At 61.4% G+C, this 25,906-nt stretch carries 24 protein-coding genes; 14 read left to right on the top strand and 10 right to left on the bottom strand.

Features of this window, described 5'->3' with window-relative positions; all coding sequences use genetic code 11:
- Positions 1 to 10: 10 nt before the first annotated feature.
- The gene (locus MUM_RS0123555) at positions 11 to 1,663 is read right to left on the bottom strand and encodes an acyl-CoA dehydrogenase family protein (protein WP_010174805.1); all 1,653 of its coding nucleotides are present in this window, start codon (positions 1,661 to 1,663) and stop codon (positions 11 to 13) included.
- Positions 1,664 to 1,751: 88 nt separating this feature from the next.
- Positions 1,752 to 4,130: a hybrid sensor histidine kinase/response regulator gene (locus MUM_RS0123550; protein WP_010174804.1), complete on the bottom strand. Its 2,379-nt coding sequence runs from the start codon at positions 4,128 to 4,130 to the stop codon at positions 1,752 to 1,754.
- A gap of 286 nt (positions 4,131 to 4,416) precedes the next feature.
- Between MUM_RS0123550 and MUM_RS0123545 the strand changes: the two genes are divergently transcribed.
- From MUM_RS0123545 to MUM_RS0123530, 4 genes are all read left to right on the top strand, one after another.
- Positions 4,417 to 5,214 carry a hydroxymethylpyrimidine/phosphomethylpyrimidine kinase gene (locus MUM_RS0123545; protein WP_010174803.1) on the top strand — a complete coding sequence of 266 codons (798 nt, stop codon included), beginning with the start codon at positions 4,417 to 4,419 and terminating at the stop codon, positions 5,212 to 5,214.
- An 18-nt stretch (positions 5,215 to 5,232) separates the two neighbouring features.
- On the top strand, positions 5,233 to 5,856 hold the full coding sequence (gene thiE / locus MUM_RS0123540; protein ID WP_010174802.1) for a thiamine phosphate synthase: 624 nt from the start codon (positions 5,233 to 5,235) through the stop codon (positions 5,854 to 5,856).
- A 17-nt stretch (positions 5,857 to 5,873) separates the two neighbouring features.
- Complete coding sequence (gene hemL / locus MUM_RS0123535; protein ID WP_010174801.1) at positions 5,874 to 7,157, top strand: glutamate-1-semialdehyde 2,1-aminomutase; 1,284 nt, start codon at positions 5,874 to 5,876, stop codon at positions 7,155 to 7,157.
- A gap of 225 nt (positions 7,158 to 7,382) precedes the next feature.
- Entirely contained in the window at positions 7,383 to 7,949 is a 567-nt protein-coding gene (locus MUM_RS0123530) for a tetratricopeptide repeat protein (protein ID WP_010174800.1), read from the top strand.
- A 39-nt stretch (positions 7,950 to 7,988) separates the two neighbouring features.
- On the opposite strand, the gene MUM_RS0123525 is transcribed toward MUM_RS0123530, so the two are convergent.
- Positions 7,989 to 8,315, bottom strand: a complete 327-nt coding sequence (locus MUM_RS0123525; RefSeq protein WP_003215457.1) for a DUF1820 family protein — start codon at positions 8,313 to 8,315, stop codon at positions 7,989 to 7,991.
- Positions 8,316 to 8,448: 133 nt separating this feature from the next.
- On the opposite strand from MUM_RS0123525, the gene miaB reads away from it, so the two are divergent.
- From miaB to lnt, 5 genes are all read left to right on the top strand, one after another.
- Positions 8,449 to 9,777, top strand: coding sequence for a tRNA (N6-isopentenyl adenosine(37)-C2)-methylthiotransferase MiaB (miaB, locus tag MUM_RS0123520; RefSeq protein ID WP_010174799.1), 1,329 nt, complete (start codon positions 8,449 to 8,451; stop codon positions 9,775 to 9,777).
- 237 nt (positions 9,778 to 10,014) lie between these two features.
- Complete coding sequence (locus MUM_RS0123515) at positions 10,015 to 11,016, top strand: PhoH family protein (protein WP_010174798.1); 1,002 nt, start codon at positions 10,015 to 10,017, stop codon at positions 11,014 to 11,016.
- Entirely contained in the window at positions 11,009 to 11,482 is a 474-nt protein-coding gene (gene ybeY, locus MUM_RS0123510; RefSeq protein ID WP_003215452.1) for an rRNA maturation RNase YbeY, read from the top strand. The genes MUM_RS0123515 and ybeY overlap by 8 nt, the downstream gene beginning before the upstream one ends.
- Positions 11,483 to 11,509: 27 nt before the next feature.
- Positions 11,510 to 12,349 (top strand): HlyC/CorC family transporter, encoded by an 840-nt coding sequence (locus MUM_RS0123505; RefSeq protein ID WP_003215451.1) that lies wholly within the window; start codon positions 11,510 to 11,512, stop codon positions 12,347 to 12,349.
- A gap of 8 nt (positions 12,350 to 12,357) precedes the next feature.
- Positions 12,358 to 13,881, top strand: coding sequence for an apolipoprotein N-acyltransferase (lnt, locus tag MUM_RS0123500; RefSeq protein WP_029616065.1), 1,524 nt, complete (start codon positions 12,358 to 12,360; stop codon positions 13,879 to 13,881).
- Positions 13,882 to 13,897: 16 nt separating this feature from the next.
- Here lnt and MUM_RS0123495 read toward each other — a convergent pair whose 3' ends face one another.
- The gene (locus MUM_RS0123495) at positions 13,898 to 14,659 is read right to left on the bottom strand and encodes a YdcF family protein (RefSeq protein ID WP_010174796.1); all 762 of its coding nucleotides are present in this window, start codon (positions 14,657 to 14,659) and stop codon (positions 13,898 to 13,900) included.
- A 99-nt stretch (positions 14,660 to 14,758) separates the two neighbouring features.
- The gene (locus MUM_RS0123490; RefSeq protein ID WP_010174795.1) at positions 14,759 to 15,076 is read right to left on the bottom strand and encodes a hypothetical protein; all 318 of its coding nucleotides are present in this window, start codon (positions 15,074 to 15,076) and stop codon (positions 14,759 to 14,761) included.
- A 261-nt stretch (positions 15,077 to 15,337) separates the two neighbouring features.
- Between MUM_RS0123490 and leuS the strand changes: the two genes are divergently transcribed.
- The 5 genes from leuS to MUM_RS0123460 all read left to right on the top strand — a co-directional run bounded on the left by leuS (position 15,338) and on the right by MUM_RS0123460 (position 21,352).
- Entirely contained in the window at positions 15,338 to 17,944 is a 2,607-nt protein-coding gene (gene leuS, locus MUM_RS0123480) for a leucine--tRNA ligase (RefSeq protein ID WP_010174794.1), read from the top strand.
- An 89-nt stretch (positions 17,945 to 18,033) separates the two neighbouring features.
- The gene (locus MUM_RS0123475; protein ID WP_010174793.1) at positions 18,034 to 18,639 is read left to right on the top strand and encodes an LPS-assembly lipoprotein LptE; all 606 of its coding nucleotides are present in this window, start codon (positions 18,034 to 18,036) and stop codon (positions 18,637 to 18,639) included.
- 39 nt (positions 18,640 to 18,678) lie between these two features.
- Complete coding sequence (gene holA, locus MUM_RS0123470; RefSeq protein WP_010174792.1) at positions 18,679 to 19,716, top strand: DNA polymerase III subunit delta; 1,038 nt, start codon at positions 18,679 to 18,681, stop codon at positions 19,714 to 19,716.
- An 84-nt stretch (positions 19,717 to 19,800) separates the two neighbouring features.
- Positions 19,801 to 19,965 carry an alternative ribosome rescue factor ArfA gene (arfA, locus tag MUM_RS0123465; protein WP_003176285.1) on the top strand — a complete coding sequence of 55 codons (165 nt, stop codon included), beginning with the start codon at positions 19,801 to 19,803 and terminating at the stop codon, positions 19,963 to 19,965.
- 61 nt (positions 19,966 to 20,026) lie between these two features.
- Positions 20,027 to 21,352 (top strand): lytic murein transglycosylase, encoded by a 1,326-nt coding sequence (locus MUM_RS0123460; RefSeq protein ID WP_029616064.1) that lies wholly within the window; start codon positions 20,027 to 20,029, stop codon positions 21,350 to 21,352.
- A gap of 129 nt (positions 21,353 to 21,481) precedes the next feature.
- Here MUM_RS0123460 and MUM_RS0123455 read toward each other — a convergent pair whose 3' ends face one another.
- The 5 genes from MUM_RS0123455 to MUM_RS0123435 form a co-directional block, all read right to left on the bottom strand.
- Positions 21,482 to 22,417 (bottom strand): S66 peptidase family protein, encoded by a 936-nt coding sequence (locus tag MUM_RS0123455; protein ID WP_010174790.1) that lies wholly within the window; start codon positions 22,415 to 22,417, stop codon positions 21,482 to 21,484.
- 138 nt (positions 22,418 to 22,555) lie between these two features.
- The gene (lipA, locus tag MUM_RS0123450) at positions 22,556 to 23,575 is read right to left on the bottom strand and encodes a lipoyl synthase (protein WP_029616063.1); all 1,020 of its coding nucleotides are present in this window, start codon (positions 23,573 to 23,575) and stop codon (positions 22,556 to 22,558) included.
- 2 nt (positions 23,576 to 23,577) lie between these two features.
- Positions 23,578 to 24,225 carry a lipoyl(octanoyl) transferase LipB gene (lipB, locus tag MUM_RS0123445; protein ID WP_010174788.1) on the bottom strand — a complete coding sequence of 216 codons (648 nt, stop codon included), beginning with the start codon at positions 24,223 to 24,225 and terminating at the stop codon, positions 23,578 to 23,580.
- Positions 24,225 to 24,500, bottom strand: coding sequence for a DUF493 domain-containing protein (locus MUM_RS0123440; RefSeq protein WP_003215438.1), 276 nt, complete (start codon positions 24,498 to 24,500; stop codon positions 24,225 to 24,227). The genes lipB and MUM_RS0123440 overlap by 1 nt, the downstream gene beginning before the upstream one ends.
- Positions 24,501 to 24,584: 84 nt before the next feature.
- Positions 24,585 to 25,742, bottom strand: coding sequence for a D-alanyl-D-alanine carboxypeptidase family protein (locus tag MUM_RS0123435; protein WP_010174787.1), 1,158 nt, complete (start codon positions 25,740 to 25,742; stop codon positions 24,585 to 24,587).
- Positions 25,743 to 25,906 lie beyond the last annotated feature (164 nt).

The raw sequence follows: 25,906 nt of genomic DNA, 5'->3' as shown, positions 1-25,906 counted from the left end.
GGAACCTCCTTCAGAAACCTTGGGGTGTCGACCGGGCGACAATGGCCTCCACATCCACACCACGCGGCAAGGTGCCATACACCCGGCCCGACGACTCACCCAGCCGGCTGGCGATAAAGCCATCACTCACACTGGCATTGCCTGCCTCCAGCAACAGCTTGGCCTGCAACGCCACCGCAATGTCTTCGGTGAGTTGCCGGGCACGGTACTGGATGTCCTGGGTGTCCATAAACGCCGACTTCAGCTGTTCGATGTGCCGTGCCAGGTGCTGGTGACCATGGCCATCCCCCAGCTCGACAAACAATGCCTCCAACACGCCCGGCTCTTTCGACAAGGCCCGCAGCACATCCAGGCACTGCACGTTGCCGGAACCCTCCCACGTCGAGTTGACCGGCGCCTCACGGTACAGACGCGGCAAAATGCTGTCCTCCACATACCCCGCGCCGCCCATGCACTCGGCGGCTTCGTTGATCATCGCCGGGGCACGTTTGCAGATCCAATATTTGCCCACCGCCGTTACCAACCGGGCGAATTTGGCCTCTTGCTCGTTATCCAGATGGTCCAGCGCGCGGCCCATGCGCATGCTCAAGGCCAGGGACGCCTCGCTTTCCAGGGCCAGGTCGGCCAGCACGTTTTGCATCAGCGGTTGCTCGCTGAGCACCCGGCCACCCACCAGGCGATGGGCGCAATGATGGCTGGCCTGGGTCAGCGCCTGGCGCATCAGGGCGCTGGAGCCGACCATGCAATCGAAACGGGTCATGGCCACCATCTCGATAATGGTCGGTACGCCGCGCCCTTCCTCGCCGATCATCCAGGCCAGCGCACCGCGAAACTCCACTTCGCTGGAGGCGTTGGAGCAATTGCCGAGTTTGTTTTTCAGGCGCTGGATGTAGAACTCGTTGCGGGTGTCGTCCGGGCGGTGCCGGGGCAGCAGGAAACAGGTCAGGCCCTTGTCAGTCTGCGCCAGGGTGAGAAAGGCGTCGCACATCGGCGCCGAGCAGAACCACTTGTGCCCCACCAGTTCATACGCCTGGCCCGGGCCGCCGGCGCCCACCGGGTAAGCGCGGGTGGTATTGGCGCGCACGTCGGTGCCGCCCTGTTTCTCGGTCATGGCCATGCCCATGGTGGCGCCGGCCTTATGGGCGATGCCGACGTTGCGTGGGTCGTATTCGGTGGCGAGGATTTTCGGCAGCCAGGTGTCAGCCAGGTCCGGCTGCAAGCGCAGGGCCGGGACGCAGGCGAAGGTCATGGTCAGCGGGCAGCCGGTGCCGGCTTCGGCCTGGCTGTGCAGGTAGGTCATCGCGGCGCGGGCCACGTGGGCGCCGGATTGCGGATGAGCCCACGGCAACGACGGCAGGCCATGTTCGACGGCGGTGCGCATCAGTTCGTGGTAGGCCGGATGAAACTCCACCAGGTCGATGCGATGGCCAAACCGGTCGTGGCTGTTGAACACCGGCTTGTTCTGGTTGGCCAAAAAACCGGCCTCCATCAGCGGCCCGCCCGCCAGCGCACCATAGGTATCGATGCGCTGCTCGGCCCAGCCGGCGCCAAAACGCCGGGACCAGTCTTGCAGGGGCAAATCGATACGGTACAGGTTGGTGCCGTCCAGGGACGGTGGCTGATTGGTGACGTCGTGGGTTTCGGCGAACGGGTGCAGGTTCATGACGGGCCTCCTGAAAAAAGGCCACGTTCATTGAGGCCTGAATTTCAGTTAAGCACCGTCACCCGGCTTAAAAAAGTGGCATACACGCCTAATTCGCGGCGCTTTCGCCCTCGACCTGATGCAGCAACCGCAGTTGCAGCACCAACTGCAAGGCTTCGAAGCGTACCGGTTTGGTCACTCGGTCAGTGATACCCACGCCGTGGCAGCCCTCGCGTTCTGGCGCATGCTGCGAGGTGCTCAAGGCGATCACTGGCAGTTCGCCACAGCCGGGCAACGCACGAATCTGACAGCACAGAGAGAACCCGCCCTCCGGCACATCCAGCAACACTGCATCGAAGGTTTCACTCTGCAACAGCGCCAGGGCGGCCGGCCCGTTGTCGACGGTTTTCACGCGGTAACCGAGCTTGAGCAACATGCCGCGCACCACCAGTTGGGCCACGCTGTTGTCGTCTACCAGCAACACTGCGCACTCCTGAGGGCTGCGTTGTGGCTGCGGTACTCGCCGCACTGGCGCTGGCTCGGGTTGCACCGGGCTGACAGCCAGTTCCAGCTGGAAGCGGCTGCCACGCCGCGGCTCGGAATTGTGGGTGAGGCGCCCACCGAGCAATTCGATCAATTGCCGGCAGATTGCCAGGCCGATGCCCATGCCGCCGTACCGACGCGTGGTCGAGCCATCAAGCTGGAAGAAGCGCTGGTAAAGGGTCGCTTCATCGAGGTAAGCGAACCCGATGCCGGTGTCGGTCACGATAAAGGTCAGGCGCAACGTCCCGTCAGCCTGGGGCACGCCGACTACCCGCACCCGCACCGAACCTTCGTGGGTGAACTTGAAGGCGTTGTCCAGCAGGCAATCCAGGCATTGCGCCAACTTGCCGGGATCAGCGTTGATGCGGTCCGGCAGCTCATCCGCCAGGTCGATCGAAAACTCCAGGCCCTTACTCTGGGCGCTGGTCGCGAACTGCTGGCGCAAGGTGTCGAGCACGCCACGCAGGCTGAACACCTCGGGTTGCGGGCTGAGGCGCCCGGCCTGCAGTTCGGTGAGGGTCAGGATGCCGTTGACCATGCGCATCATCTCGCGGGCCGAGCCGGCGGCAGTTTGGTGATACTGGGCGAGGTCGCCTTGCAGCGGCTCGGTCTGCATCAACTCCAGGGAGCCGATCACGCCGTTCATCGGCGTGCGCAGTTCGTGGGTCAAGGTGGCGAGGAATTCATCCTTGAGCTGGTTGCTGTGGGCCAGTTGGGTGTTGAGCACTTCGAGTTTCTGGCTGGCATCAAACAGGATTTGCGCCTGCTGCTCACGCATCGAGTTGATGCGGTCGGCCAGTGCCAGGGACAGCAAGGCTACTTCGAGTGCCGAGCCGATCTGGCTGGCGTACATCGTGAGGAACACATTGGGCAGGTAGCCCAGCACCATCATCGTATTGACCACCCCGCCCAGCAGGAACGCGGTCCAGGCAATGATGAAGTAACGCGCCATCCTCTGGCCGCAGTACCAGGCCTTGATGGCCGCGACGAAGATAGTCACGGTGAACACCAGCGCCAAACCGGTGGCCAGGCGCAGGGCCAATGCATAACTGGTGAACAGCGCCAGCACCATCACCGCCGCACCGCTGACCGCCAGCGCCAGTAACAGCCGATTGATCCAGCGACTGTAAAGCGCGGTGTGCAGGAAGCTGCGGGCAAACAGGCTGCCGAACAGCGCCGCCGAACCGATCAGGAACGGCACCGCCGCATTCGCCCACCACGGGTTATCAGGCCAGAAGTACTGCACGGCCACGCCATTGACCGACAGTTGATACAGGCCGAACGAAGCAATGTAGAGGATGTAATAGAGGTAGCTGGTGTCGCGCACGCTCAGGTAGATGAACAGGTTGTAGACCAGCATGCCGAGCAGCACGCCGTAGATCACGCCCAGCACGTACAGGCGCAGCGGCTGTTCTTCGAGGTACGCGGTGGTGGACCAGAGGGTCAGCGGTGCCTGGATCGAGCCTTGGCTTTGCAGGCGCAGGTACAGGGTTTCCCGTTGGTCCGGCGCGAAGTCGAGCTTGAACAGGTAGTTACTCTGGCGAATTTCACGGCTGGAAAACGGCAAGCTGCTGCCGGTGCGCGAAACCAGTCGATAGTTGCCGACGCTGTCGGGCTCGTAGAGCTCCAGTTGGTTGAGCGGCGGATACGCCAGTTCCAGCAGCCAGTGGCGCGAGACATCCAGAATTGTCGGGCGGTAATGCAGGTCGAGCTTTAGCCAGAACACCGAGCGCGAATAGCCGGCATTCAGGGTGGCTTTGTCATGGGTCTTGAAGCGACTGGCGAGGACCGGCGAGCTGATATCACCAATGGTCAGGGCGCCACTTGGGTCTTCAAGCACTTGCATCACTTGGCCCAGGGGCAACCGCGTGGTGGTCTCGTTGAACTCGACTGCGCCGGCCAGCATCGGCAGCCCGCTCAACAGTAACATCAGCAAATAGCGCATAGAGCCCCAGCGTGACCTGTCCGGTTATGTCAAAAGCCTCCATTCCTTTTGAGCAGACGTATACCGGCGATACAGTTATTGGTTTGGATCCACTCTAGCATAGCCATTACAGGCCAAAAGACACCATTGAAATAATTTTTTGAAAGGCTCTAGAACGGGCATTACAGAGTATTTGACCTGTATTTTCGCGTGATAGCAAACAGCCATTTCGTCCGACTCCTCCGCTAAAAATTCAACCATCGCCCGACAGCCACCCAAAAAGCGTTTGGTGGTAAGCTCGCGCACCATGAATATCTACAGCTCTCGCCCCGTTGTCCTCTGTCTCTCCGGCCATGATCCCAGTGGTGGCGCCGGCTTGCAGGCAGATATCGAAGCCCTGCTCGCCCAGGGTTGTCATGCGGCCCCGGCCGTCACCGCGTTGACCGTGCAGAACACCGTCAACGTCAGCGATTTCCGCGTGCTGGACCGCGAGTGGGTGCTGGCCCAGGCCAACGCCGTGCTCGGCGACTCCGACGTCGCGGCGGTGAAGCTGGGCATGCTCGGTTCCCTGGAGATGGTCGACACTGTGGTCGAACTGCTCCAGGCGCACCCGCATTTGCCGGTGGTCTGCGACCCGGTGCTGCGCGCCGGTGGCGGCGGCAGCCTGGGCAAGGACGAAGTCGGCTATGCCATGCGCGAACGGCTGTTGCCGCTGTCGCTGATCGCCACGCCAAACCTGCCCGAAGCGCGCATCCTCGCTGAACTGCCCGAAGGCACGGCGGACGAATGCGCCGCCAGGCTGCTGCCGTTCATCAAGCACCTGCTGATCACCGGCGGCCATGGCGACGAGCACGAAGTGCACAACCGCCTCTACAGCCGCGACGGCACGCACCAGACCTTTACCTGCCAGCGCCTGCCCGGCAGTTATCACGGTTCCGGCTGCACCCTGGCCAGCGCGCTGGCCGGTCGGCTGGCACAGGGCGAAGGCTTGGTGAGCGCGGTGCAATCAGCCCTCAACTACACTTGGCGCACCCTGCGTGACGCTGAACAACTCGGCCAGGGGCAATTCGTGCCTCGTCGTCTGCCGTTGGATTTCTGCTCGTAACACCAAGAGGCCTGTCCGATGAAACTACGTGGCCTTTATGCCATTACCGACAGCCAACTGTTGGCCGGCAAGTTCCTGGCCTACGTCGAAGCGGCGTTGGACGGTGGCGTGACCCTGTTGCAATACCGCGATAAAAGCAGCGACGAAGCGCGCCGCCTGCGGGAGGCCGAAAAGCTGCGTGAGCTGTGCTCGCGCTACAAGACACAACTGATCATCAACGATGACGCCGAACTGGCCGCGCGCCTCGGCGTCGGCGTACACCTGGGCCAGACCGACGGCCCGTTGACCCCGGCTCGTGCACTGCTGGGCTCCAAGGCGATCATCGGTTCCACCTGCCACAGCCAGATCGAGCTGGCCGAGCAGGCCGCCAAAGAGGGCGCCAGTTACGTCGCCTTCGGCCGCTTCTTCAGCTCCAACACCAAGCCCGGCGCCCCGGCAGCCACCGTTGAACTGCTGGCCCAGGCCCGCGCGCGGTTGCACCTGCCGATCTGCGTGATCGGCGGCATCACCCTGGAAAACGCCGAACCACTGGTGGCCCACGGTGCCGACCTGCTGGCGGTGGTGCACGGCCTGTTTGGTGCCGACAGCACCCAGGAAGTCACCCGCCGCGCCCGCGCCTTTAACGATCTTCTAAAATCTTGAATTCAGAGAACACGATCATGTCCCGTTCCGAAACCCTGTTTGCCAATGCCCAGAAACACATCCCCGGCGGTGTGAACTCCCCCGTGCGAGCGTTCAAGAGCGTTGGCGGCACCCCGTTGTTCTTCAAGCATGCCGAAGGCGCCTACGTCACCGACGAAGATGACAAGCGCTACGTCGACTACGTGGGTTCGTGGGGCCCGATGATCCTCGGCCACAGCCACCCGGACGTGCTGGATGCAGTACGCCAGCAACTGCAACACGGCCTGTCCTATGGCGCACCCACCGCCATGGAAACCGAGATGGCAGACCTGGTCTGCTCCATCGTGCCGTCCATGGAGATGGTGCGGATGGTCAGCTCCGGCACCGAAGCCACCATGAGTGCGATTCGCCTGGCCCGTGGTTTCACCGGCCGCGACAGCATCATCAAGTTCGAAGGCTGCTACCACGGCCACTCCGACAGCCTGTTGGTCAAGGCCGGTTCCGGCGCACTGACCCAGGGCGTGCCGAGCTCCGCCGGGGTGCCGGCCGCGTTTGCCAAACACACCCTGACCCTGCCGTTCAACGACATCGCCGCCGTCGAGCAGATGCTCAGCGAAGTCGGCCAGGAAGTAGCCTGCATCATCGTCGAGCCAGTGGCCGGCAACATGAACTGCGTACCGCCGGCACCGGGCTTTCTGGAAGGCCTGCGCGAACAGTGCGACAAGCACGGCGTGGTGCTGATTTTTGACGAAGTGATGACCGGTTTCCGCGTTGCCCTCGGCGGCGCCCAGGCGCACTACGGCGTGACGCCGGACCTGAGCACCTTCGGCAAGATCATCGGTGGCGGCATGCCGGTGGGCTGCTTCGGCGGCAAGCGAGAAATCATGCAACACATCGCGCCACTGGGCCCGGTGTACCAGGCGGGCACGCTCTCGGGTAACCCGCTGGCCATGGCCGCCGGCCTGACCACCTTGCGCCTGATCAGCCGCCCGGGTTTCCACGCCGAGCTGACCGACTACACCACCCGCCTGCTGGACGGCCTGCAACAGCGTGCCGACGCGGCTGGCATTCCGTTCGTGACCACCCAGGCAGGCGGCATGTTCGGCCTGTACTTCAGCGGCGCCGACGACATCGTCACCTTCGACGACGTGATGGGCAGCGATGCCGATCTGTTCAAGCGCTTCTTCCACCTCATGCTGGAAGGTGGCGTGTACCTGGCACCGAGCGCCTTTGAAGCCGGTTTCACCTCGATTGCCCATGGTGATGCCGAGCTGAAACTGACCCTCGACGCCGCTGAACGCGCCTTCGCCGCCTTGAAATAAGCGCCTCGAAAATCTGACGTCGCCCCTGGCGGCGTCAGATTTGCTACTTTGCTTACAGATATTTCCGTCTTTTTTCGAGAATTTACCTGCAATCCGGCAGATAACTTGCCCACGCAGCAGAAAAACGAGTAAAGACTTTGTAAGCAGGTGCCTGCTTATTTCATAATGCGCGCTTATTGGATCCCCCCGTGGGTCCCGCGCCCCGTCAGAGGTAAGTCGATTCCCATGAAACGCACCGGCCGCACCCTGGTTCTGGGCTGCCTGTTGCTCCTTCAGCCGCTGCTGGCGTTTGCCCAGGCAGGCGGCAACTCGTTGTTAATCCCAGCGATGGGTCGTTGCACCCTCAATACCCAGCCAGAAAGCCAGGCCGAAGCCCTGAGCGCGTGCCAGAAACAGGCCGATGGTGGGGATGCGCAGGCGCAATACGAGTTGGGCGAGTACTTCTACGACAGTAAAAACCCCGCACGCGACCTCAACAAAGCCTTGAACTACTTCGAGAAAGCCTCGTTGCAGGGCCACGCCCAGGCACAATTCCAGCTCGGCACCATGTTTTTCCATGGCGAAGGCGTACCGGCCAATAACGTTCAGGCGTATATCGTGCTGAAAATGGCGGCGGTCAACGGTGCCGAAGATGCGCTGGACACGGCCGACGAAGTGGCCGAGCACATGCAGCGCGATGAACTGGAAGTGGCGACCCAGGTACTGGGGCAGATTTTCCGCAACTACCTGCAGGAACTGCAGAGTGCAGATGGCAGCTCGCCATTCTCGCCACTGCCGGATCCTTCACGCTGAGGAATTGCTCCCATGCCTGGCATGGGAACATTCACGGTCTTACTTCTCTGGCATCGGCATCGGAAACGGCATGACGTTGCTCATGCCCCGGGCCTCGCTGATTTTCGGCGTCCCCAGGCGCTCGACTTCATCGATGCGCACAATCGAATGCATCGGCACAAAACTGCGCACCACGCCTTCGAACTGAGCCTTGAGTTTTTCCTCGCCCGGGTCGACGACCAGCTGTGTGCGCTCGCCAAAGACGAACTCTTCCACTTCCAGGAAGCCCCACAGATCACTTTGATAGATCTGCTTGGCGTACATTTCGAACACCTGGCCCTGGTTAAGGAAAATCACCTTGTAGATTGGAGCTTCACGTTTGGTCATGGTGGGCGGGTAACACATCGGGGGATATAAAAGAGGGCGCGAACTATAGCATGGCGTCCGATGCACAGTGCTAGGAACCTATCGGCATGCCCCCTATAATGCGCGGTTCTTTACCACCAGTTGACGATCCCCCATGGCCAAGAAGCTTTACATCGAAACCCACGGTTGCCAGATGAACGAGTACGACAGCTCGCGCATGGTCGATCTGCTGGGTGAACATCAGGCCCTGGAAGTCACCGCCCGCGCCGAAGATGCCGACGTGATCCTGCTCAATACGTGCTCGATCCGCGAGCGGGCCCAGGACCGGGTCTACTCGCAACTGGGCCGCTGGCGCGAGCTGAAACTGGCCAACCCGGACATGGTGATCGCCGTCGGCGGTTGCGTGGCCAGCCAGGAAGGCGCCGCCATCCGCGACCGCGCACCGTATGTCGACGTGGTCTTCGGCCCGCAAACCCTGCACCGCCTGCCGGAAATGATCGACGCCGCCCGCATCACCAAGCTGCCGCAAGTCGACGTCTCGTTCCCGGAAATCGAAAAGTTCGACCACCTGCCCGAGCCGCGCATCGACGGCCCGAGCGCGTATGTATCGGTGATGGAAGGTTGCAGCAAGTACTGCACCTTCTGCGTGGTGCCATACACTCGCGGCGAAGAAGTCAGCCGCCCGTTCGACGACGTGCTGGCGGAGATTATTCACCTGGCCGAGAACGGCGTGCGCGAAGTGACCCTGCTGGGGCAGAACGTCAACGGTTATCGCGGCCAGACCCACGACGGGCGCCTGGCTGACCTCGCGGAGCTGATCCGCGTGGTGGCTGCCGTCGACGGGATCGAGCGGATCCGCTACACCACCTCGCACCCGTTGGAGTTCTCCGACAGCCTGATCCAGGCCCACGCCGAAGTGCCGGAGCTGGTCAAACACCTGCATCTGCCGGTGCAATCGGGTTCGGACCGCATTCTGTCGGCGATGAAGCGCAACCACACCGCCCTGGAATACAAATCCAAACTGCGCAAATTGCGTGCAGCAGTGCCGGGGATTTGCATCAGTTCGGACTTTATCGTCGGCTTCCCCGGCGAAACCGAGAAAGATTTCCAGCAGACCATGAAGCTGATTGAAGACGTCGGTTTCGACTTCTCCTACTCTTTCGTCTACAGCCAGCGCCCGGGCACCCCGGCGGCCGACCTGCTCGACGAAACCCCGGAAGCGTTGAAGAAGGAGCGTTTGAACGCCCTGCAACACCGCCTCAACCAGCAGGGTTTCGAGATCAGCCGACAGATGGTGGGTTCGACCCAGCGCATCCTGGTCACCGACTACTCGAAAAAGGACCCTGGCGAATTGCAGGGCCGGACCGAGAACAACCGGATCGTCAACTTCCGTTGCGATAATCCGACGCTGATCGGGCAGTTCGCCGACGTGCACATCGACGCGGCACAACCGCACTCGCTGCGCGGCTCGCTGGTTAACTGAGGGCCCGGCCTTCAAGGCAAATGAAGATCAAATGTGGGAGCTGGCTTGCCTGCGATAGCGATATAACAGGCAGCCTCTCTTTTGGACGTGCCGGCCTCATCGCAGGCAAGCCAGCTCCCACACTGGATCGCCTTTGTTCTTGAGAGCGGGTCCGGGATATATAAGTGCTTTCGCACGCAGCCTGCTGGCGTTATCCTTGATTTCATCTTAATTGCCCCAGGGCGGCTAAAAGCGACCTTGAACGCACCCATAGAACCACATCGTTTTCTCCTCGAGCCCTTTGAGGCTCGCCGTTTCGCCAATCTGTGCGGACAGTTCGACGAGCACCTGCGCCTGATCGAACAACGCCTGAGCATCGAGATCCGCAACCGCGGCAATCAATTCGAGCTTATTGGTGAACCCCAACACACCACCTCGGCAGAAAACCTTCTGCGCCGCCTCTACCGGGAAACCAAAGGTAGCGAGCTGTCGCCGGAAACGGTGCACCTGTACCTGCAGGAATCCGCGGTGCAAGACCTGGCCAATAACCCGGTGGCCGAAGCCAGCGTGGCCCTGCGCACCAAGAAAGGCATGATTCGCCCTCGCGGCTTGAATCAGCAGCGCTACGTCAAAGAGATTCTGGGCAACGACATCAACTTCGGCATCGGTCCGGCCGGTACCGGCAAGACCTACCTGGCCGTGGCTTGCGCAGTCGACGCTCTGGAGCGCGAGCAGGTGCGACGCATCCTGCTGGTGCGCCCGGCGGTGGAAGCCGGCGAGAAACTGGGCTTTCTGCCCGGCGACCTGGCCCAGAAGATCGACCCGTACCTGCGCCCGCTCTACGACGCGCTCTACGAGATGCTCGGCTTCGAATACGTGGCCAAGCTGATCGAGCGCCAGGTGATCGAAATCGCCCCGCTGGCCTACATGCGCGGTCGTACGCTGAACAACAGCTTCATCATCCTCGACGAAAGCCAGAACACCACCGTCGAGCAGATGAAAATGTTCCTGACCCGGATCGGTTTCGGCTCCACCGCCGTGATCACCGGCGACGTCACCCAGGTCGACCTGCCCAAAGGCACCAAATCGGGCCTGGCCCAGGTGATCGAGGTGCTCAAGGACGTGCCGGGGATCAGCTTCACCCACTTCATGCCCAAAGACGTGGTACGTCACCCGCTGGTGCAGCGCATTGTCGAAGCCTACGAGCGCTTCGACCACCGCGACGACCAACCGGCCAAGGACACTCGCCGCGATGCTTGAGCTTGACCTGCAACTGGCCACTGAAGCGCCCGCCCCCAGCGAAGAACAGTTCCGCCAATGGTGCACCCTGGCCCTGCGCCAGCGCACCGCCGACTCGGAACTGACCATTCGCCTGGTGGACGAGCCCGAAGGCCGTGAACTGAATCACACCTGGCGACAAAAAGACTACGCGACCAACGTGCTGTCGTTTCCCGCCGACGTACCCGATGAGCTGCTGGATATCCCGTTGCTGGGGGATCTTGTTATCTGCGTCGAAGTGGTCGAGCGTGAAGCAAAGGAACAAGGCAAGGAACTTGAAGCCCATTGGGCCCATCTGGTCATCCACGGCTGCTTGCATCTCTTGGGTTACGACCATATAGACGATGACGAAGCCGAAGAAATGGAAGCACTGGAACGAACGTTGCTTGCAGAACTGGGTCATCGTGACCCGTATGCAGACGACGAAATTGCAACTACACCTAACTGAAACAATAAAGGATTTAGAGTAATCGCTATGAGCGAAGACCGATCGAGCAACGGGCAAAAGTCATGGCTGGGGAAACTCACCCAGGCCTTTGCCCACGAGCCGAAAAACCGCCAGGAGCTGTTGGAGCTGCTGCGCGAGGCACATCAGAACAAGTTGCTGGACAGCGAAGCGCTGGCCATCGTCGAAGGCGCCATCCAGGTGGCTGACCTGCAAGTACGGGACATCATGGTTCCGCGCTCGCAGATGGTCAGCATCAAGGCGACCCAGACCCCTCGGGAGTTCCTCCCGGCCGTCATCGACTCCGCGCACTCGCGCTACCCGGTGATTGGCGAAAGCCATGACGACGTCATGGGCGTCCTGCTGGCCAAGGACCTGCTGCCGCTGATCCTCAAGGAGAACGGCGACAGCTTCAACATCAAGGACCTGTTGCGTCCTGCTACCTTCGTCCCCGAATCCAAGCGCCTGAATGTGCTGCTGCGCGAATTTCGTGCGAACCACAATCACATGGCCATCGTGATTGACGAATACGGCGGCGTGGCCGGCCTGGTGACCATCGAAGACGTGCTGGAACAGATCGTCGGCGACATCGAGGACGAACACGATGTCGAAGAAGACAGCTATATCAAGCCGCTGCCCAGCGGTGACTTCCTGGTCAAGGCCCTGACGCCGATCGAGAACTTCAACGAGTTCTTTGACAGCGAGTTCTCCGACGACGAATTCGACACCGTCGGCGGCCTGGTGATGAGTGCGTTCGGGCATCTGCCAAAACGTAACGAGACCACCGAGATCGGTGCCTATCGCTTCCGCATCCTGAATGCTGATAGCCGTAGGATCCATCTGATCCGCCTGACACCTATTGCCCGCTAAGGACTGACATGCGCCGTATGATTGCACCCGGCTGGCCCGGTAACCTGCTGGCCGTGGTGGCCGGTGCCATCACCACCCTGGCGCTGGCGCCGTTCGATCTCTGGCCGTTTGCGCTGGTGGCGGTCGGTTTCTTTTATGCGGGACTGCGTGAGCTGACACCGCGCCAGGCCTTGTGGCGCGGCTGGTGTTTCGGCTTCGGCCTGTTTGGCGCCGGCACCAGCTGGATCTATTACAGCATCCACCATTTCGGCGGCGCTTCGGTGCTGCTGGCGGGCATGCTGATGCTGGCGTTTACCGCGGCAATTGCCTGGTTCTTTGCCCTGCCCGCCTGGCTCTGGGCGCGCTGGCTGCGCCGCAACGAAGCGCCATTGGCCGATGCCCTGGCCTTCGCGGCCTTGTGGGTGGGCCAGGAAGCGTTTCGCGGCTGGTTCCTCACGGGCTTTCCATGGCTTTATTCCGGTTACAGCCAGCTCGACGGCCCCCTCACCGGCCTCGCGCCACTGGGTGGCATGTGGCTGATTTCCTTTGCCCTGGCGCTGACTGCCGCCTTGATCTTCAACCTGCCACGTTTGCTGGCAGGCAAGCGGAACCTGTTCATCGGTGCCGGCTTGCTGCTGTTGGTGGCGCCATGGGCCATCGGCCTGGCACTCAAGCATCACGCCTGGACCACCCCGGCTGGCGCGCCGCTGACCGTGGCCGCCGTCCAGGGCAACGTCGAACAAAGCATGAAATGGGACCCCGAGCAGCTCAATGCGCAGCTCGCGCTATACCGCGACATGAGTTTTACCTCCAAGCCCGTCGACCTGCTGGTGTGGCCGGAAACCGCCGTGCCCGTACTCAAGGAGTCCGTCGAAGGCTACCTGGGCATGATGGGCAAGTTCGCCGCTGACCGGCACACCGCGCTGATCACCGGCGTGCCGATCCGCCAGGAAGTGCACCACCACAAGCGCTTCTTCAATGGCATCACTGTGGTGGGTGAAGGCGACGGCACCTACCTGAAGCAAAAGCTGGTGCCGTTTGGCGAGTACGTACCGTTGCAGGACATGTTGCGCGGTTTGATCGCGTTCTTTGACCTGCCAATGTCGGACTTTGCCCGCGGCCCGGCCGACCAGGCACTGTTGCAGGCCAAGGGCTATCAGATTGCGCCGTTCATTTGCTATGAAGTGGTGTACCCGGAATTCGCCGCCGGCCTGTCGGCCCGCAGCGATTTGTTGCTGACCATCAGCAATGACACCTGGTTCGGCCGCTCCATCGGCCCGCTGCAGCATTTGCAGATGGCCCAGATGCGCGCCCTGGAAGCCGGCCGCTGGATGATCCGCGCCACCAACAATGGCGTCACCGGCCTGATCAACCCGTACGGGCAGATCACCGCGCAGATCCCGCAGTTTGAACGCGGGATTCTCTACGGCGAGGTGGTGCCGATGCACAACCTCACGCCGTACCTGCAATGGCGGTCGTGGCCGTTGATCATCCTGTGCCTTGGCCTGTTCGGCTGGGCCTTGCTGGCCGGGCGGATGTCCAGGACCGTGTAGGAATGGCGCCTGTGGGTTATCGGTAAAACAACCGATAACCCACCTGCCCCACCGCTTCATTCAGCAACTGTCCGCTTTGCCATATCGCCTTGAATTCCGGCATCCAGCCACCCAGTGGCCGGGCATTGTCCATCCCCATAAAGCCCACCGGCGCCGGCACTACCGTGAACCCGGCCTTTTCGAAGCTCCAGCGCGAGCGCGGCATGTGCGCAGCGTGAGTGACCACCACCACCCGCTTGATGCCCTGCGGCAACAGAATCTCGGCGCTCATCTGTGCGTTTTCCCACGTGGTGCGGCTGCGTTCTTCCTTCCAGCGCACGCTCACGCCGAAGTCATCCTGCATCGACACCGCCATCAGTTCCGCCTCGCTGGGCGGCGTGCCGTAGTGCAAGCCACCGGTGGTCAGCACCGGCAAGCCTGAAGCTTTTGCCAGTCGCGCGGCATAGCGCTGACGCTCAAGGCCGATACCGGTCGGCTGATCAGTGCCCCATGCCAGATCCCCGCGCTCACGCCCGGAACCCAATACCACGATGGCATCAGCCCGCTGCGCCAAGGTCGCCCATTCGTCACGCGGCAACGGCGGTTCGGTCGAAAGTGCTTTTGCCCCCCACTCCACCACCACCGGCAGGCTCATCAACCACATCCCGCCGAACCCCAGCGCAAAGCACACCGCCGCGAGGCGCGGACGGCTGCGACGAAACCACCAGGCAAGGGCCAGCAACAGCAACAGAATGCCGGGCGGCAACAGCAATTGTTTAATGAAATATCGAATAGGCATCGGGCATCTCCAAAGATGCCCGAAGCCTAAGGTGTAACGGGGTTTAGCGACAATCTTTACAAGAACACACGCTGAGAAGGCTACAGATAACGCGGTGCTTCACTTGAAACGCACGGACCGGAGTTTTTCCGGGCTGCGACCGGCCGATAAATCCTTGAGCCATACCACCTTGGCCGACTGCGAAAACTCCTGGGCTGGCGGGGAGGCCATGCCATGGGGCGCGCGATGCTCATTTAACGCCAGATACGCCCTGATCACTTCCAGCTCTGCCTGGCTCAAGCCACGCAGTTCCAACTCCAGAGGCCGTTCATCACACAATCGGCCAGAGGTTTTTGCTGCATCCAGTGCTCGACCCAAACGGTCGATCAGTCCTTCGTACACCTGCGGTTTCGTTAAAGTTCGCTGCGAATCAACCATCCCTCACCTCATTGAAGATAAGACTCACTCCCCAATAAACAGCGTAGTCCTGCTGGCCCTGCCTGCCTGACGCCGCGACCAACGGCCTTGGCGGCGCAATCAGGGTTTCCCTCGATAGAGTGGGGTCATGTATGCTACGGCGCTTCCTGTAACTCCACTTCCCGCAGGGTTTGGGCACGGACGCGCCGCTTTTTGGTGTCGATCAACCTGAACGTTGCACCGAAGAGGATTAGGCCACCCCTATTCAGTTCAAAAGTAGCCATGCACGAACAATATCAGCCCCGTGAAATAGAAAATGCCGCCCAGTCGTTCTGGGATGAGCAAAAGTCCTTTGAAGTCAGTGAACAGCCAGGCAAGGAGACTTTCTATTGCCTATCGATGTTCCCTTACCCCAGCGGCAAGCTACACATGGGGCATGTGCGCAACTACACCATCGGCGACGTAATCTCCCGCTACCAGCGCATGCTGGGCAAGAACGTCCTGCAACCCATGGGTTGGGACGCCTTCGGCATGCCGGCGGAAAACGCCGCGATGAAGAACAACGTAGCGCCCGCCAAGTGGACCTACGAAAACATCGCCTACATGAAGACCCAGCTGCGCAGCCTGGGCCTGGCGGTGGACTGGTCCCGCGAGGTGACCACCTGCAAGCCTGATTACTACCGCTGGGAACAATGGCTGTTCACTCGCCTGTTCGAGAAAGGCGTGATCTACAAAAAGAGCGGCACCGTCAACTGGGACCCGGTGGACCAGACCGTGCTGGCCAACGAACAAGTGATCGACGGCCGCGGCTGGCGTTCCGGCGCGCTGATCGAAAAGCGCGAAATCCCGATGTACTACTTCAAGATCACCGCCTACGCGGATGAACTCTTGTCGAGCCTCGACGATTTGCCGGGCTGGCCCGAGCAGGTCAAGACCATGCAGCGCAACTGGATCGGCAAGTCCCGTGGCATGGAAGTGCAGTTCCCCTACAACGTCGACTCCATCGGCGCAGAAGGCGTACTGAAAGTCTTCACCACCCGTCCGGACACCCTGATGGGCGCGACCTACGTCGCCGTGGCCGCCGAACACCCGCTGGCCACCCAGGCCGCACAGAACAACCCTGAGCTGCAGGCGTTCATCGCCGAATGCAAAGGCGGCAGCGTCGCCGAAGCCGACGTCGCCACCCAAGAGAAAAAAGGCCTGCCGACCTCGCTGTTCGTCGAGCACCCGCTCACCGGCGAGAAGCTGCCGGTGTGGGTCGCCAACTATGTGCTGATGCACTACGGCGATGGCGCAGTAATGGCTGTGCCGGCGCATGACGAGCGCGACTTCGAATTCGCCGTGAAATACAACCTGCCGATCAAGTCCGTCGTGCGCACCAGCTCGGGCGACACCAACCCGGCTCCGTGGCAGGACGCGTACAACGAACACGGCACCCTGATCAATTCCGGCGAGTTCGACGGCCTGGATTTCGAAGGCGCGTTCGACGCTATCGAAGTTGCCCTGATCAAGAAAAACCTCGGTGCCTCGCGCACCCAGTTCCGCCTGCGTGACTGGGGCATCAGCCGCCAGCGCTACTGGGGCTGCCCGATCCCGATCATCCACTGCGAAACCTGCGGTGACGTGCCGGTGCCGGAAGACCAACTGCCCGTCGTACTGCCGGAAGATGTAGTGCCGGACGGCGCTGGTTCGCCCTTGGCGCGCATGCCTGAATTCTACGAATGCACCTGCCCGAACTGCGGCGCACCGGCCAAGCGTGAAACCGACACCATGGACACGTTCGTGGAGTCCTCGTGGTACTACGCCCGCTACGCCTCGCCGCACTATGAAGGCGGCCTGGTGGAAAAATCCGCGGCCGACCACTGGTTGCCGGTGGACCAATACATCGGCGGTATCGAACACGCCATCCTTCACCTGCTGTACGCGCGCTTCTTCCACAAGCTGATGCGTGACGAAGGCCTGGTGAGCTCCGACGAGCCGTTCAAGAACCTGCTGACCCAAGGCATGGTGATTGCCGAGACTTACTACCGTCGCGAAGCCAATGGCGCCTACACCTGGTTCAATCCGGCGGACGTCGAGTTGGTGCGTGACAGCAAGGCCAAGGTGATCAGCGCCAAGTTGATCTCCGACGGCCTGCCGGTGGAAATCGGCGGCACCGAGAAGATGGCCAAGTCGAAGAACAACGGCGTCGACCCACAGTCGATGATCGACCAGTTCGGCGCAGATACCTGCCGCCTGTTCATGATGTTCGCCTCGCCGCCTGACATGAGCGCGGAATGGTCCGACTCCGGCGTCGAAGGTTCGCACCGTTTCCTCAAGCGCGTCTGGCGCCTGGCGCACGCCCATGTCAGCCAGGGCTTGCCGGGCAAACTGGACGTGGCAACCTTGAGCGATGAGCAAAAAGCCATTCGCCGCAGCACCCACCTGGCCATCCGCCAGGCCAGCCAGGACGTGGGCCAGAATCACAAATTCAACACCGCCATTGCCCAAGTGATGACGCTGATGAACGTGCTGGAAAAAGCGCCGCAGGCCACCGAACAGGACCGCGCACTGGTACAGGAAGGCCTGGAAACGGTCACCCTGCTGCTGGCTCCGATCACGCCGCACATCAGCCACGAACTGTGGAGCCGTTTGGGCCACAGCGGTGCAGTCATCGATGCCGGCTGGCCGGTACAGGATGACAGCGCCCTGGTACAGGACACGCTGCAACTGGTGATTCAGGTCAATGGCAAGCTGCGCGGCCAGATCGACATGCCGGCCAGCGCCAGCCGTGAAGACGTCGAAGCCGCCGCCCGTACCAACGAGAACGTGCTGCGGTTCACCGAAGGCCTGACGATCCGCAAAGTGATCGTAGTGCCCGGTAAACTGGTCAATATCGTCGCTAGCTAATCGGATCGGGCGCCAGGGCATTACCCTGGCGCCGAACAAAACCTCCAGGGCCTCGATAAGGCCCACATGGTTTCAAGGGGAGCATCAAAATGATCAAACGCAATCTGCTGGTTATGGGCCTTGCCGTGCTACTGAGCGCTTGCGGCTTCCAGCTGCGCGGCACCGGCCACACCGAACTGGCGATCAAGGAACTGGACGTCACCGCCCGTAACTCCTACGGCGAGACCGTGCAACAGCTGCGCCAGGTCCTGGAAAGCAGTGGTGTCAAAGTCTATTCAGGCGCGGCTTACAAACTGAACCTGCTGGATGAGAAAGAAGAGCAGCGCAACCTCAGCTATGCCAGTGCCGGGCGTGCGTCGGACATCGAGCTGAGCACCACGCTCTTCTTCGAAATCCAGGGCCACGACCACCTGCCGTTGATGGGCGACAAGATCCAAGTACAGAAAGTCGTGAGCCACGACGGCAACAACCTGGTGGGTTCGGACTCCGAAACCATCCAGGTGCGCAAGGAAATGCGTCGTGAGCTGGTGCAGCGCATGCTTCTGCGCCTGCAGCTGATCACCCCTGAAAAACTGGATCAACTGCAGCAGACGGCAGATAACAAGGCCAAGGCAGATGCCGATGCGCTGAAAGCAGCGCAAGAGTATGAAAACAGCCAGCCGAAACAATCGCCTGTCGAAGTCCCAGCTGAGTAAGCCAGACGGGGCGCCCCTGGCGCCCCGTTCGCCCTGCCTATGAAACTTGCCCCCGCCCAACTCGCCAAGCACCTGCAAGGCAGCCTCGCGCCCGTCTACATCGTCAGCGGTGATGACCCGCTGCTGTGCCAGGAGGCTACGGACGCGATCCGCACGGCCGCCCGTCAACAGGGCTTCGATGAACGCCAGGTATTCAGCGCCGACGCCAGTTTCGACTGGGGTACGCTGCTGCAAGCCGGGGCGAGCATGTCGCTGTTTGCCGAAAAACGCCTGCTGGAACTGCGGCTGCCTTCGGGCAAGCCGGGTGACAAGGGCGCGGCGGCACTGATGGAATACTGTGCGCGCCCGGCTGAAGACACACTGTTGCTCATCAGCTTGCCCAAGCTCGATGGCAGCGCGCAGAAAACCAAGTGGGGCAAGGCGCTGGTTGAAGGGGCTCAGACCCAGTTCATGCAGATCTGGCCAGTGGACAGCGGGCAATTGCCACAGTGGATTCGCCAGCGGCTATCCCAATCCGGGCTGACCGCCAGTCATGACGCGGTAGAGCTGATCGCAGCGCGAGTGGAAGGCAACCTGTTGGCCGCGGCCCAGGAAATCGAAAAGCTCAAGCTGATGGCCGAAGGCGGCCAGATCACCGTCGAAACCGTACAAGGCGCGGTGGCTGACAGCGCACGCTTTGACGTGTTTGGCCTGGTGGACGCGATCCTGAACGGCGAACCCGCCCACGCACTGCGCATGCTCGAAGGGTTGCGCGGTGAAGGTGTCGAGCCACCGGTGATTCTCTGGGCCCTGGCGCGCGAACTACGCCTGCTGGCCAATATTGCCCTGCAATACAGCCAGGGCATCCCGCTGGACAAGGCCTTCAGCCAGGCGCGACCACCAGTGTGGGACAAGCGCAAACCGCTGATCAGCAAAGCCCTGCAACGACACTCGGCGCAACGCTGGGCGCAATTGCTGCTGGAAGCCCAGCGCATTGACGCGCAGATCAAAGGCCAGGCCGCCGGATCGCCATGGATGAGCTTGAGTCGTTTGTCACTTTTGATGTCAGGACAGCGCCTGGCGTTGCCTGCTGAATAGTCCTACGCGTCGCTGGGCTGGACAGAACCCAAACTTCGGCCGATGATTCGCACCGCATCATCAACCCGCCAGAGAGTACCCATCATGAGCAAAAAGCCATCCAAGCATGGCCCCAACAAGGCCAAATCCATCATCGCCCAGCCGTTGTTCCGCAGTCGCCAGGAACGCGCCGGCAAGGGCAAAGGCAGCTACCGCCGCGAAGCCTTCCAGTCTAATAGCTGGGAGGCTTCTTACTTTCTGGCTGCCTGAAGGCAAGCGCCCCTCTGGCATGATAAGGTCTGTACCTGATTCGTATTCCCTGGACCTGTGCATGCCCTCTAGTCTTTCCCGTCGTTGGCACCTTCGCCAACTGATCGCTGCCTCCAGCCTCATTCTGTTAGTCGCCTGCGCAGAAAAACCTACCGCCGCCGATGCCCAACCCCTGCCCCCGCTCCAGACTGCACCGGTAGCTGCGCCTGCCGTCGTTGCGCCATTGGCGGTGGACAATCTTGATATCCAGCCAACCCAGACCTTTGCCGAATGGCAGGCGGGCTTTCGTGTGGAAGCCTTGAAGGCCGGTATCACGCCACAGGTGTTCGACACTGCGTTTGCCAATGTCGTACCCGACATGGCGGTGATCCGCGCCGACCGCAGCCAGCCTGAGTTCTCCCGCCCGGTCTGGGAATACCTCGACGGCGCCCTGTCGCCGCTGCGCGTGCGTAATGGCCAGGCGCTGCTGGTGAAATACGCCGACATTCTGCAACGCATAGAGGACCGTTATGGCGTCGACCGCCAGGCACTGGTCTCGGTGTGGGGCATGGAGAGTAACTTCGGCCAGTTCCAAGGCAACAACTCGGTGATCCGCTCCCTGGCGACCCTGGCCTATGAGGGCCGTCGCCCGGCATTCGCCCAGGCACAACTGCTGGCGGCGCTGCAAATCATCCAGCACGGTGATATCGCCGCCGACCAGATGAAAGGTTCCTGGGCCGGGGCCATGGGTCAGACCCAGTTCATCCCGACCACCTATAACACCCACGCGGTGGACTTCGACGGTGACGGTCGCCGCGATATCTGGAACAGCCCGGCCGACGCCCTCGCCTCCACCGCGCACTACCTGCAAAGCTCCGGCTGGCAGAAAGGCCAGCCGTGGGGCTTTGAGGTGCAGCAGCTGCCGTTGAATTTTGATTACGCCCTGGCCGATGGCAGCGTGCGCAAAACCGTTGGCGAGTGGTTGACACTGGGGATCCAGGTGCCACCTGGCGCCAGCGTCCCGGCCAACGTAAACCAGCTTTCCGCAGCCCTGCTGCTGCCGGCCGGCTATCGTGGCCCGGCGTTCCTGGTGCTGGACAACTTCCGCGCGATCCTCAAGTACAACAACTCATCGTCCTACGCGCTGGCGGTGGGCTTGTTGTCGGAAAGGTTCGGGGGCGGAGGCGTGATTCGTGGAAGCTGGCCGAAAGACGAGCTGCCATTGACGCGTTCACAGCGGATTGACTTGCAGACGGTGCTCAGCGCCAATGGTTACGACGCAGGCAACCCGGACGGCATCATCGGAGCCAATACCCGCAAGGCGATTCGTGCTGCGCAGCAGTCCCTGGGCTGGCCGGCGGATGGGTATCCGACGGTGAAGCTGCTGGAGTCGTTGCAGAGCCGCTAGATTACTGTACGGCCGCTACCGCCATCGCAGGCAAGCCAGCTCCCACATTGACCGCGTATATCACTAACAACGCGATCAAAGGTGGGAGCTGGCTTGCCTGCGATGAGGCCTTCAGAAGCAACAGAAGGCTCAGGCCTTAAACACCACATCCTGCTCCAGCACCAACCGCTTCTCCCCCGCATCCAGCCGCACCCTCGCGCCCATCGGCAACGTGAGGTTCGGGTTGCAATGCCCGCTGCGCCAGCCGGCCAGCACAGGAATGCACAGTGGCTCGAAGGTCTCCTTAAGCAGTCGTTCAAGTGCAGCACTATCAACGCCCGCCACATCCCCCACCACCACACCCGCTACCTGAGCCAGCTTGCCCGCGAGGCGCAAATGGGTGAGCAACCGGTCGATTCGGTACAGCGGCTCGTTGATGTCTTCGATAAACAGAATGATGCCCTCGGCATCAATCTCGAACGCCGTGCCCATCACCGCTGCGATCATCGACAGATTGCCGCCCAGCAGCCGCCCGCAGGCGATGCCTGGCTCGACGGTGGTCAATGGATAGGCCACCGGGTGGGTCAGCTGGCTGCCCGCCTTCACCTGGCCACGCAGCATGCTGAACAGTGAAGATTCGGTCGGCTGTTGCTTTTCACCCAACAGGTCGGCGTTGAACATCGGCCCGTGAAAGGTGACGAAACCGGCATAACGATTGATCGCCAGGTGCAACGCGGTGATATCGCTGTAGCCTACAAACGGCTTGGGGTTGGCCCGCAGCAGGTCAAAGTCCAGGCGGTCCAGCAGGCGCGGCGTGCCGTAGCCACCCCGCAGGCAAAAAATCGCATCGATGGCCGGGTCGGCGAATGCGGCGTGCAGGTCATTCAGGCGTACGTCATCACTGCCGGCCAGGTAGCCATCACGCTGCCCCACACCCGGGAAAACCCGCAGTGTGTAGCCCCGGGCACGCATCCATTGCGTGGCCTTGTCGATATCCAGCTCGGCCGGCCCGGCAGGGGCAATCAGCCCGATCACGCCTTCGGCGCGCAGCGCAGGTACCGCACAAGTGGTCAATTGAGTCGTCATCCATGGTTCTCCTCGTGTGGATTGCCCAAGGCACTCTAAACAGCAATGGTTGCAAACAGAAGAGGAGGAATCAGCCGCTGGATGCGGAAAAAGAGGGTGTAGCAGTGGGAGCGGGAAACCCCGCCCCCACAGTCGGTATCAGGACACCAGACTGGCCTTGACCAGTTTCGCCTGCTCGTCGGCGTGGTACGAGGAACGTACCAGCGGGCCGGAAGCGACGTTCTTGAAGCCCATCTTGTAGCCTTCTTCGGCAAACCAGGCGAACACGTCGGGGTGCACGAAGCGCTGTACCGGCAAGTGGCTGCGGGACGGCTGCAGGTACTGGCCGAGAGTCAGCATGTCGATGTCGTGTTCGCGCATGCGCTTCATGACTTCGATCACTTCTTCGTCGGTTTCGCCCAGGCCCAGCATCAGGCCGGATTTGGTCGGAATGTGCGGCATCATCTGCTTGAATTTCTGCAGCAGGGTCAGCGACCACTGGTAGTCCGAACCCGGACGCGCGGCCTTGTACAGGCGCGGTACGGTTTCCAGGTTGTGGTTGAACACATCCGGCGGCTCGGCAGCGGTGATTTCCAGTGCTACGTCCATGCGGCCACGGTAGTCCGGGACCAGGGTTTCGAGCATCACGTTAGGCGACAGCTTGCGGATCTCGCGGATGCAATCGGCAAAGTGCTGGGCACCGCCGTCGCGCAGGTCGTCTCGGTCAACCGAGGTGATCACCACGTACTTGAGTTTCAGGTCGGCGATGGCAATGGCCAGGCTTTCCGGCTCGTTGACGTCCAGTGGCTTCGGCCGGCCGTGGCCAACGTCGCAGAACGGGCAACGACGGGTGCAGATGTCACCCATGATCATGAAGGTGGCGGTGCCGCCGGAGAAGCACTCGCCCAGGTTCGGGCAGGACGCTTCCTCGCACACGCTGTGCAGTTTGTGTTTGCGCAGCAGGGACTTGATGCGGTCGACTTCCGGCGAAACCGGGATGCGCACGCGAATCCAGTCAGGTTTCTTCGGCAGTTCGGTGGTCGGAATGATCTTCACCGGGATGCGTGCAACCTTCTCGGCGCCGCGCAGCTTGACGCCGGCTTCCACCTTGGCACGCGGGGCCGGACGCTCGGTGATATCCAGCGTCGGGATCATGGTTTGCACTGCATCAGTAGTCATAATCAGTCGATTCCGCCCGTTAGGGTCGTCTGCTCAGCATAGTCGAGGTGTTTGACGAGCTGCGCGCGCAGCCGGGCACTTACCTCGGCAAATTCTAGTGGTGTTGCGTGATCGCTCAACTGGGTCATCGCCAAACCGGCGTAGCCACAGGGATTGATCCGTCGAAACGGCGCCAGGTCCATGTCCACGTTCAGGGCCAGGCCATGAAAGGAACAACCGTGGCGAATCCGCAGGCCCAGGGAGGCGATTTTCGCGCCATCTACGTATACCCCCGGTGCATCCGGCTTGGCGGCTGCGGTCACGCCGTAGCTGCCCAGCAGCTCGATCAGGCATGACTCCATGCGACTGACCAGCTCACGCACGCCAAAACCCAGCCTGCGCACGTCCAGCAACAGATAAGCCACCAATTGGCCTGGGCCATGGTAAGTCACCTGCCCGCCGCGGTCGACCTGCACCACCGGGATTTCTCCCGGCAGCAGCAAATGCTCGGCCTTGCCGGCCTGGCCCTGGGTGAACACCGGCGGGTGTTCCACCAGCCAGATCTCGTCCGGGGCTTCGGTGCCACGCTCGTTGGTGAACCGCTGCATGGCGTGCCACACCGGTTCGTATGCCATTTGGCCGAGCTCGCGAAAGCCCAGGGTCTGTGACATCACAACACCATGTGCACGAAGCCGGTAGCCCGCAGTTCGCTATTGATGTTGTAGAGCTGGTCCTGGTCAGTCGCCACGATGTGCAACTGAATAGTGGTGTACTTGCCGTTGGTGCTTTGACGCTCATCCACACGGTCATGGTTGATCGTTGCGTGTTTCTTGACGATCTCGATGATCTTGTCTTTGTTGCCCACACCCGTATCGCTGATCACCTTGACGGGATAGTCCACGTTCGGGAATTCGATCTTTGGCGCCTTTACTTCGGTATCGGTCATGGCGTAACGGCCTCGTAAGCGTAAGCCGTGGCGACGGGCATAACCCCGCGCCGGATCAGCGCGAGGTCATGCAGGTGCACACTATCAGTTGAACAAGCTGTAGAAGAATAGACGGATGCTATCCCACACGCGTCGGAAGATACCACCTTCGTCGACGGCGTCCAGAGCGATCAGGTCGGCGCTGTGGATCACTTTGTCGTCCAGTTTCACTTCGACCTTACCGATGACATCGCCCTTGGCGATCGGTGCGACCAATTGCGGGTTCATGGTCATGCTGGCAGCGAGCTTCTTGAGCTGGCCTTTTGGCATGGTCAGGGTCAGGTCTTCAGCCAGGCCAGCCTTGACTTGATGGGTCGCGCCTTTCCACACAGGGGCTTGAGCCAGTTCGGTGCCTTTCTGGTAGAAGGTCTGGGTTTCGAAGAAACGGAAGCCATAGGTCAGCAGCTTCTGCGTCTCGGCCGCACGGGCCTGCTCGCTGTTGGTACCGAACACCACGGCAATCAGACGTTGGCCGTCACGGACAGCAGACGACACCATGCAGTAGCCGGCTTCTTCGGTGTGGCCGGTTTTCAGACCATCGACGGTCTTGTCACGCCACAGCAACAGGTTGCGGTTAGGCTGCTTGATGTTGTTCCAGAAGAACTCTTTCTGGGAGTAGATCGCGTAGTGCACCGGGTCGACACGAATGATCGCGCGGGCCAGGATCGCCATATCGTGAGCCGACGAGTAGTGCTCCGGGTTCGGCAGGCCGGTCGGATTCATGAAGTGGCTGTTGGTCATGCCCAGGTCGGCCACGGTTTTGTTCATCATGTCGGCGAACGCGTCTTCGCTGCCGGCGATGTGCTCGGACAGCGCCACGCTGGCGTCGTTGCCGGACTGGATGATGATGCCGTGCAGCAGGTCGCTGACCGTTACCTGCGAGCCCACCTTGATGAACATCCGCGAACCGCCGGTGCGCCAGGCGTTTTCGCTGACGGTGACCGGATCGTTTTCACCGATCTGGCCGCGACGGATTTCCAGGGTCGCGATGTAGGCAGTCATCAGCTTGGTGAGGCTGGCTGGGGGCAGGCGCTGGTCACCGTTGTTCTCCACCAGCACGTTACCGCTGGCGGCATCCATGAGCACCCAGGCCTTGGCGGCCAGTTGCGGTGAAGCCGGCACCATTTCCACCGCCCAGGCGGCAGGGGTGATGATCAGCGAAAGAAGCAGGCACGTGCGTTTGGCTAAGGTGGTGATGTTCATCCGTCTCTCGAAATTGCTTATGGAAACTTGCCCTCGCGGGCAAAACTATTCAGACAGCCCGTCGCCAGACTGTCGCGTGTTCGGTTGTACGCCCACCCCTTGCCCCTGGGTTTTTTATTGTTCAACGAGCCAACAACCAGAGCTCAAACCCGCATGCGAGCCTG

Origin of the sequence: Pseudomonas sp. PAMC 25886 (genome assembly GCF_000242655.1) — a bacterium.
Lineage (GTDB): Bacteria > Pseudomonadota > Gammaproteobacteria > Pseudomonadales > Pseudomonadaceae > Aquipseudomonas.
The sequence above is the reverse complement of the archived record's forward strand: the minus strand, read 5'-3'. Positions and strand labels throughout refer to the sequence as shown.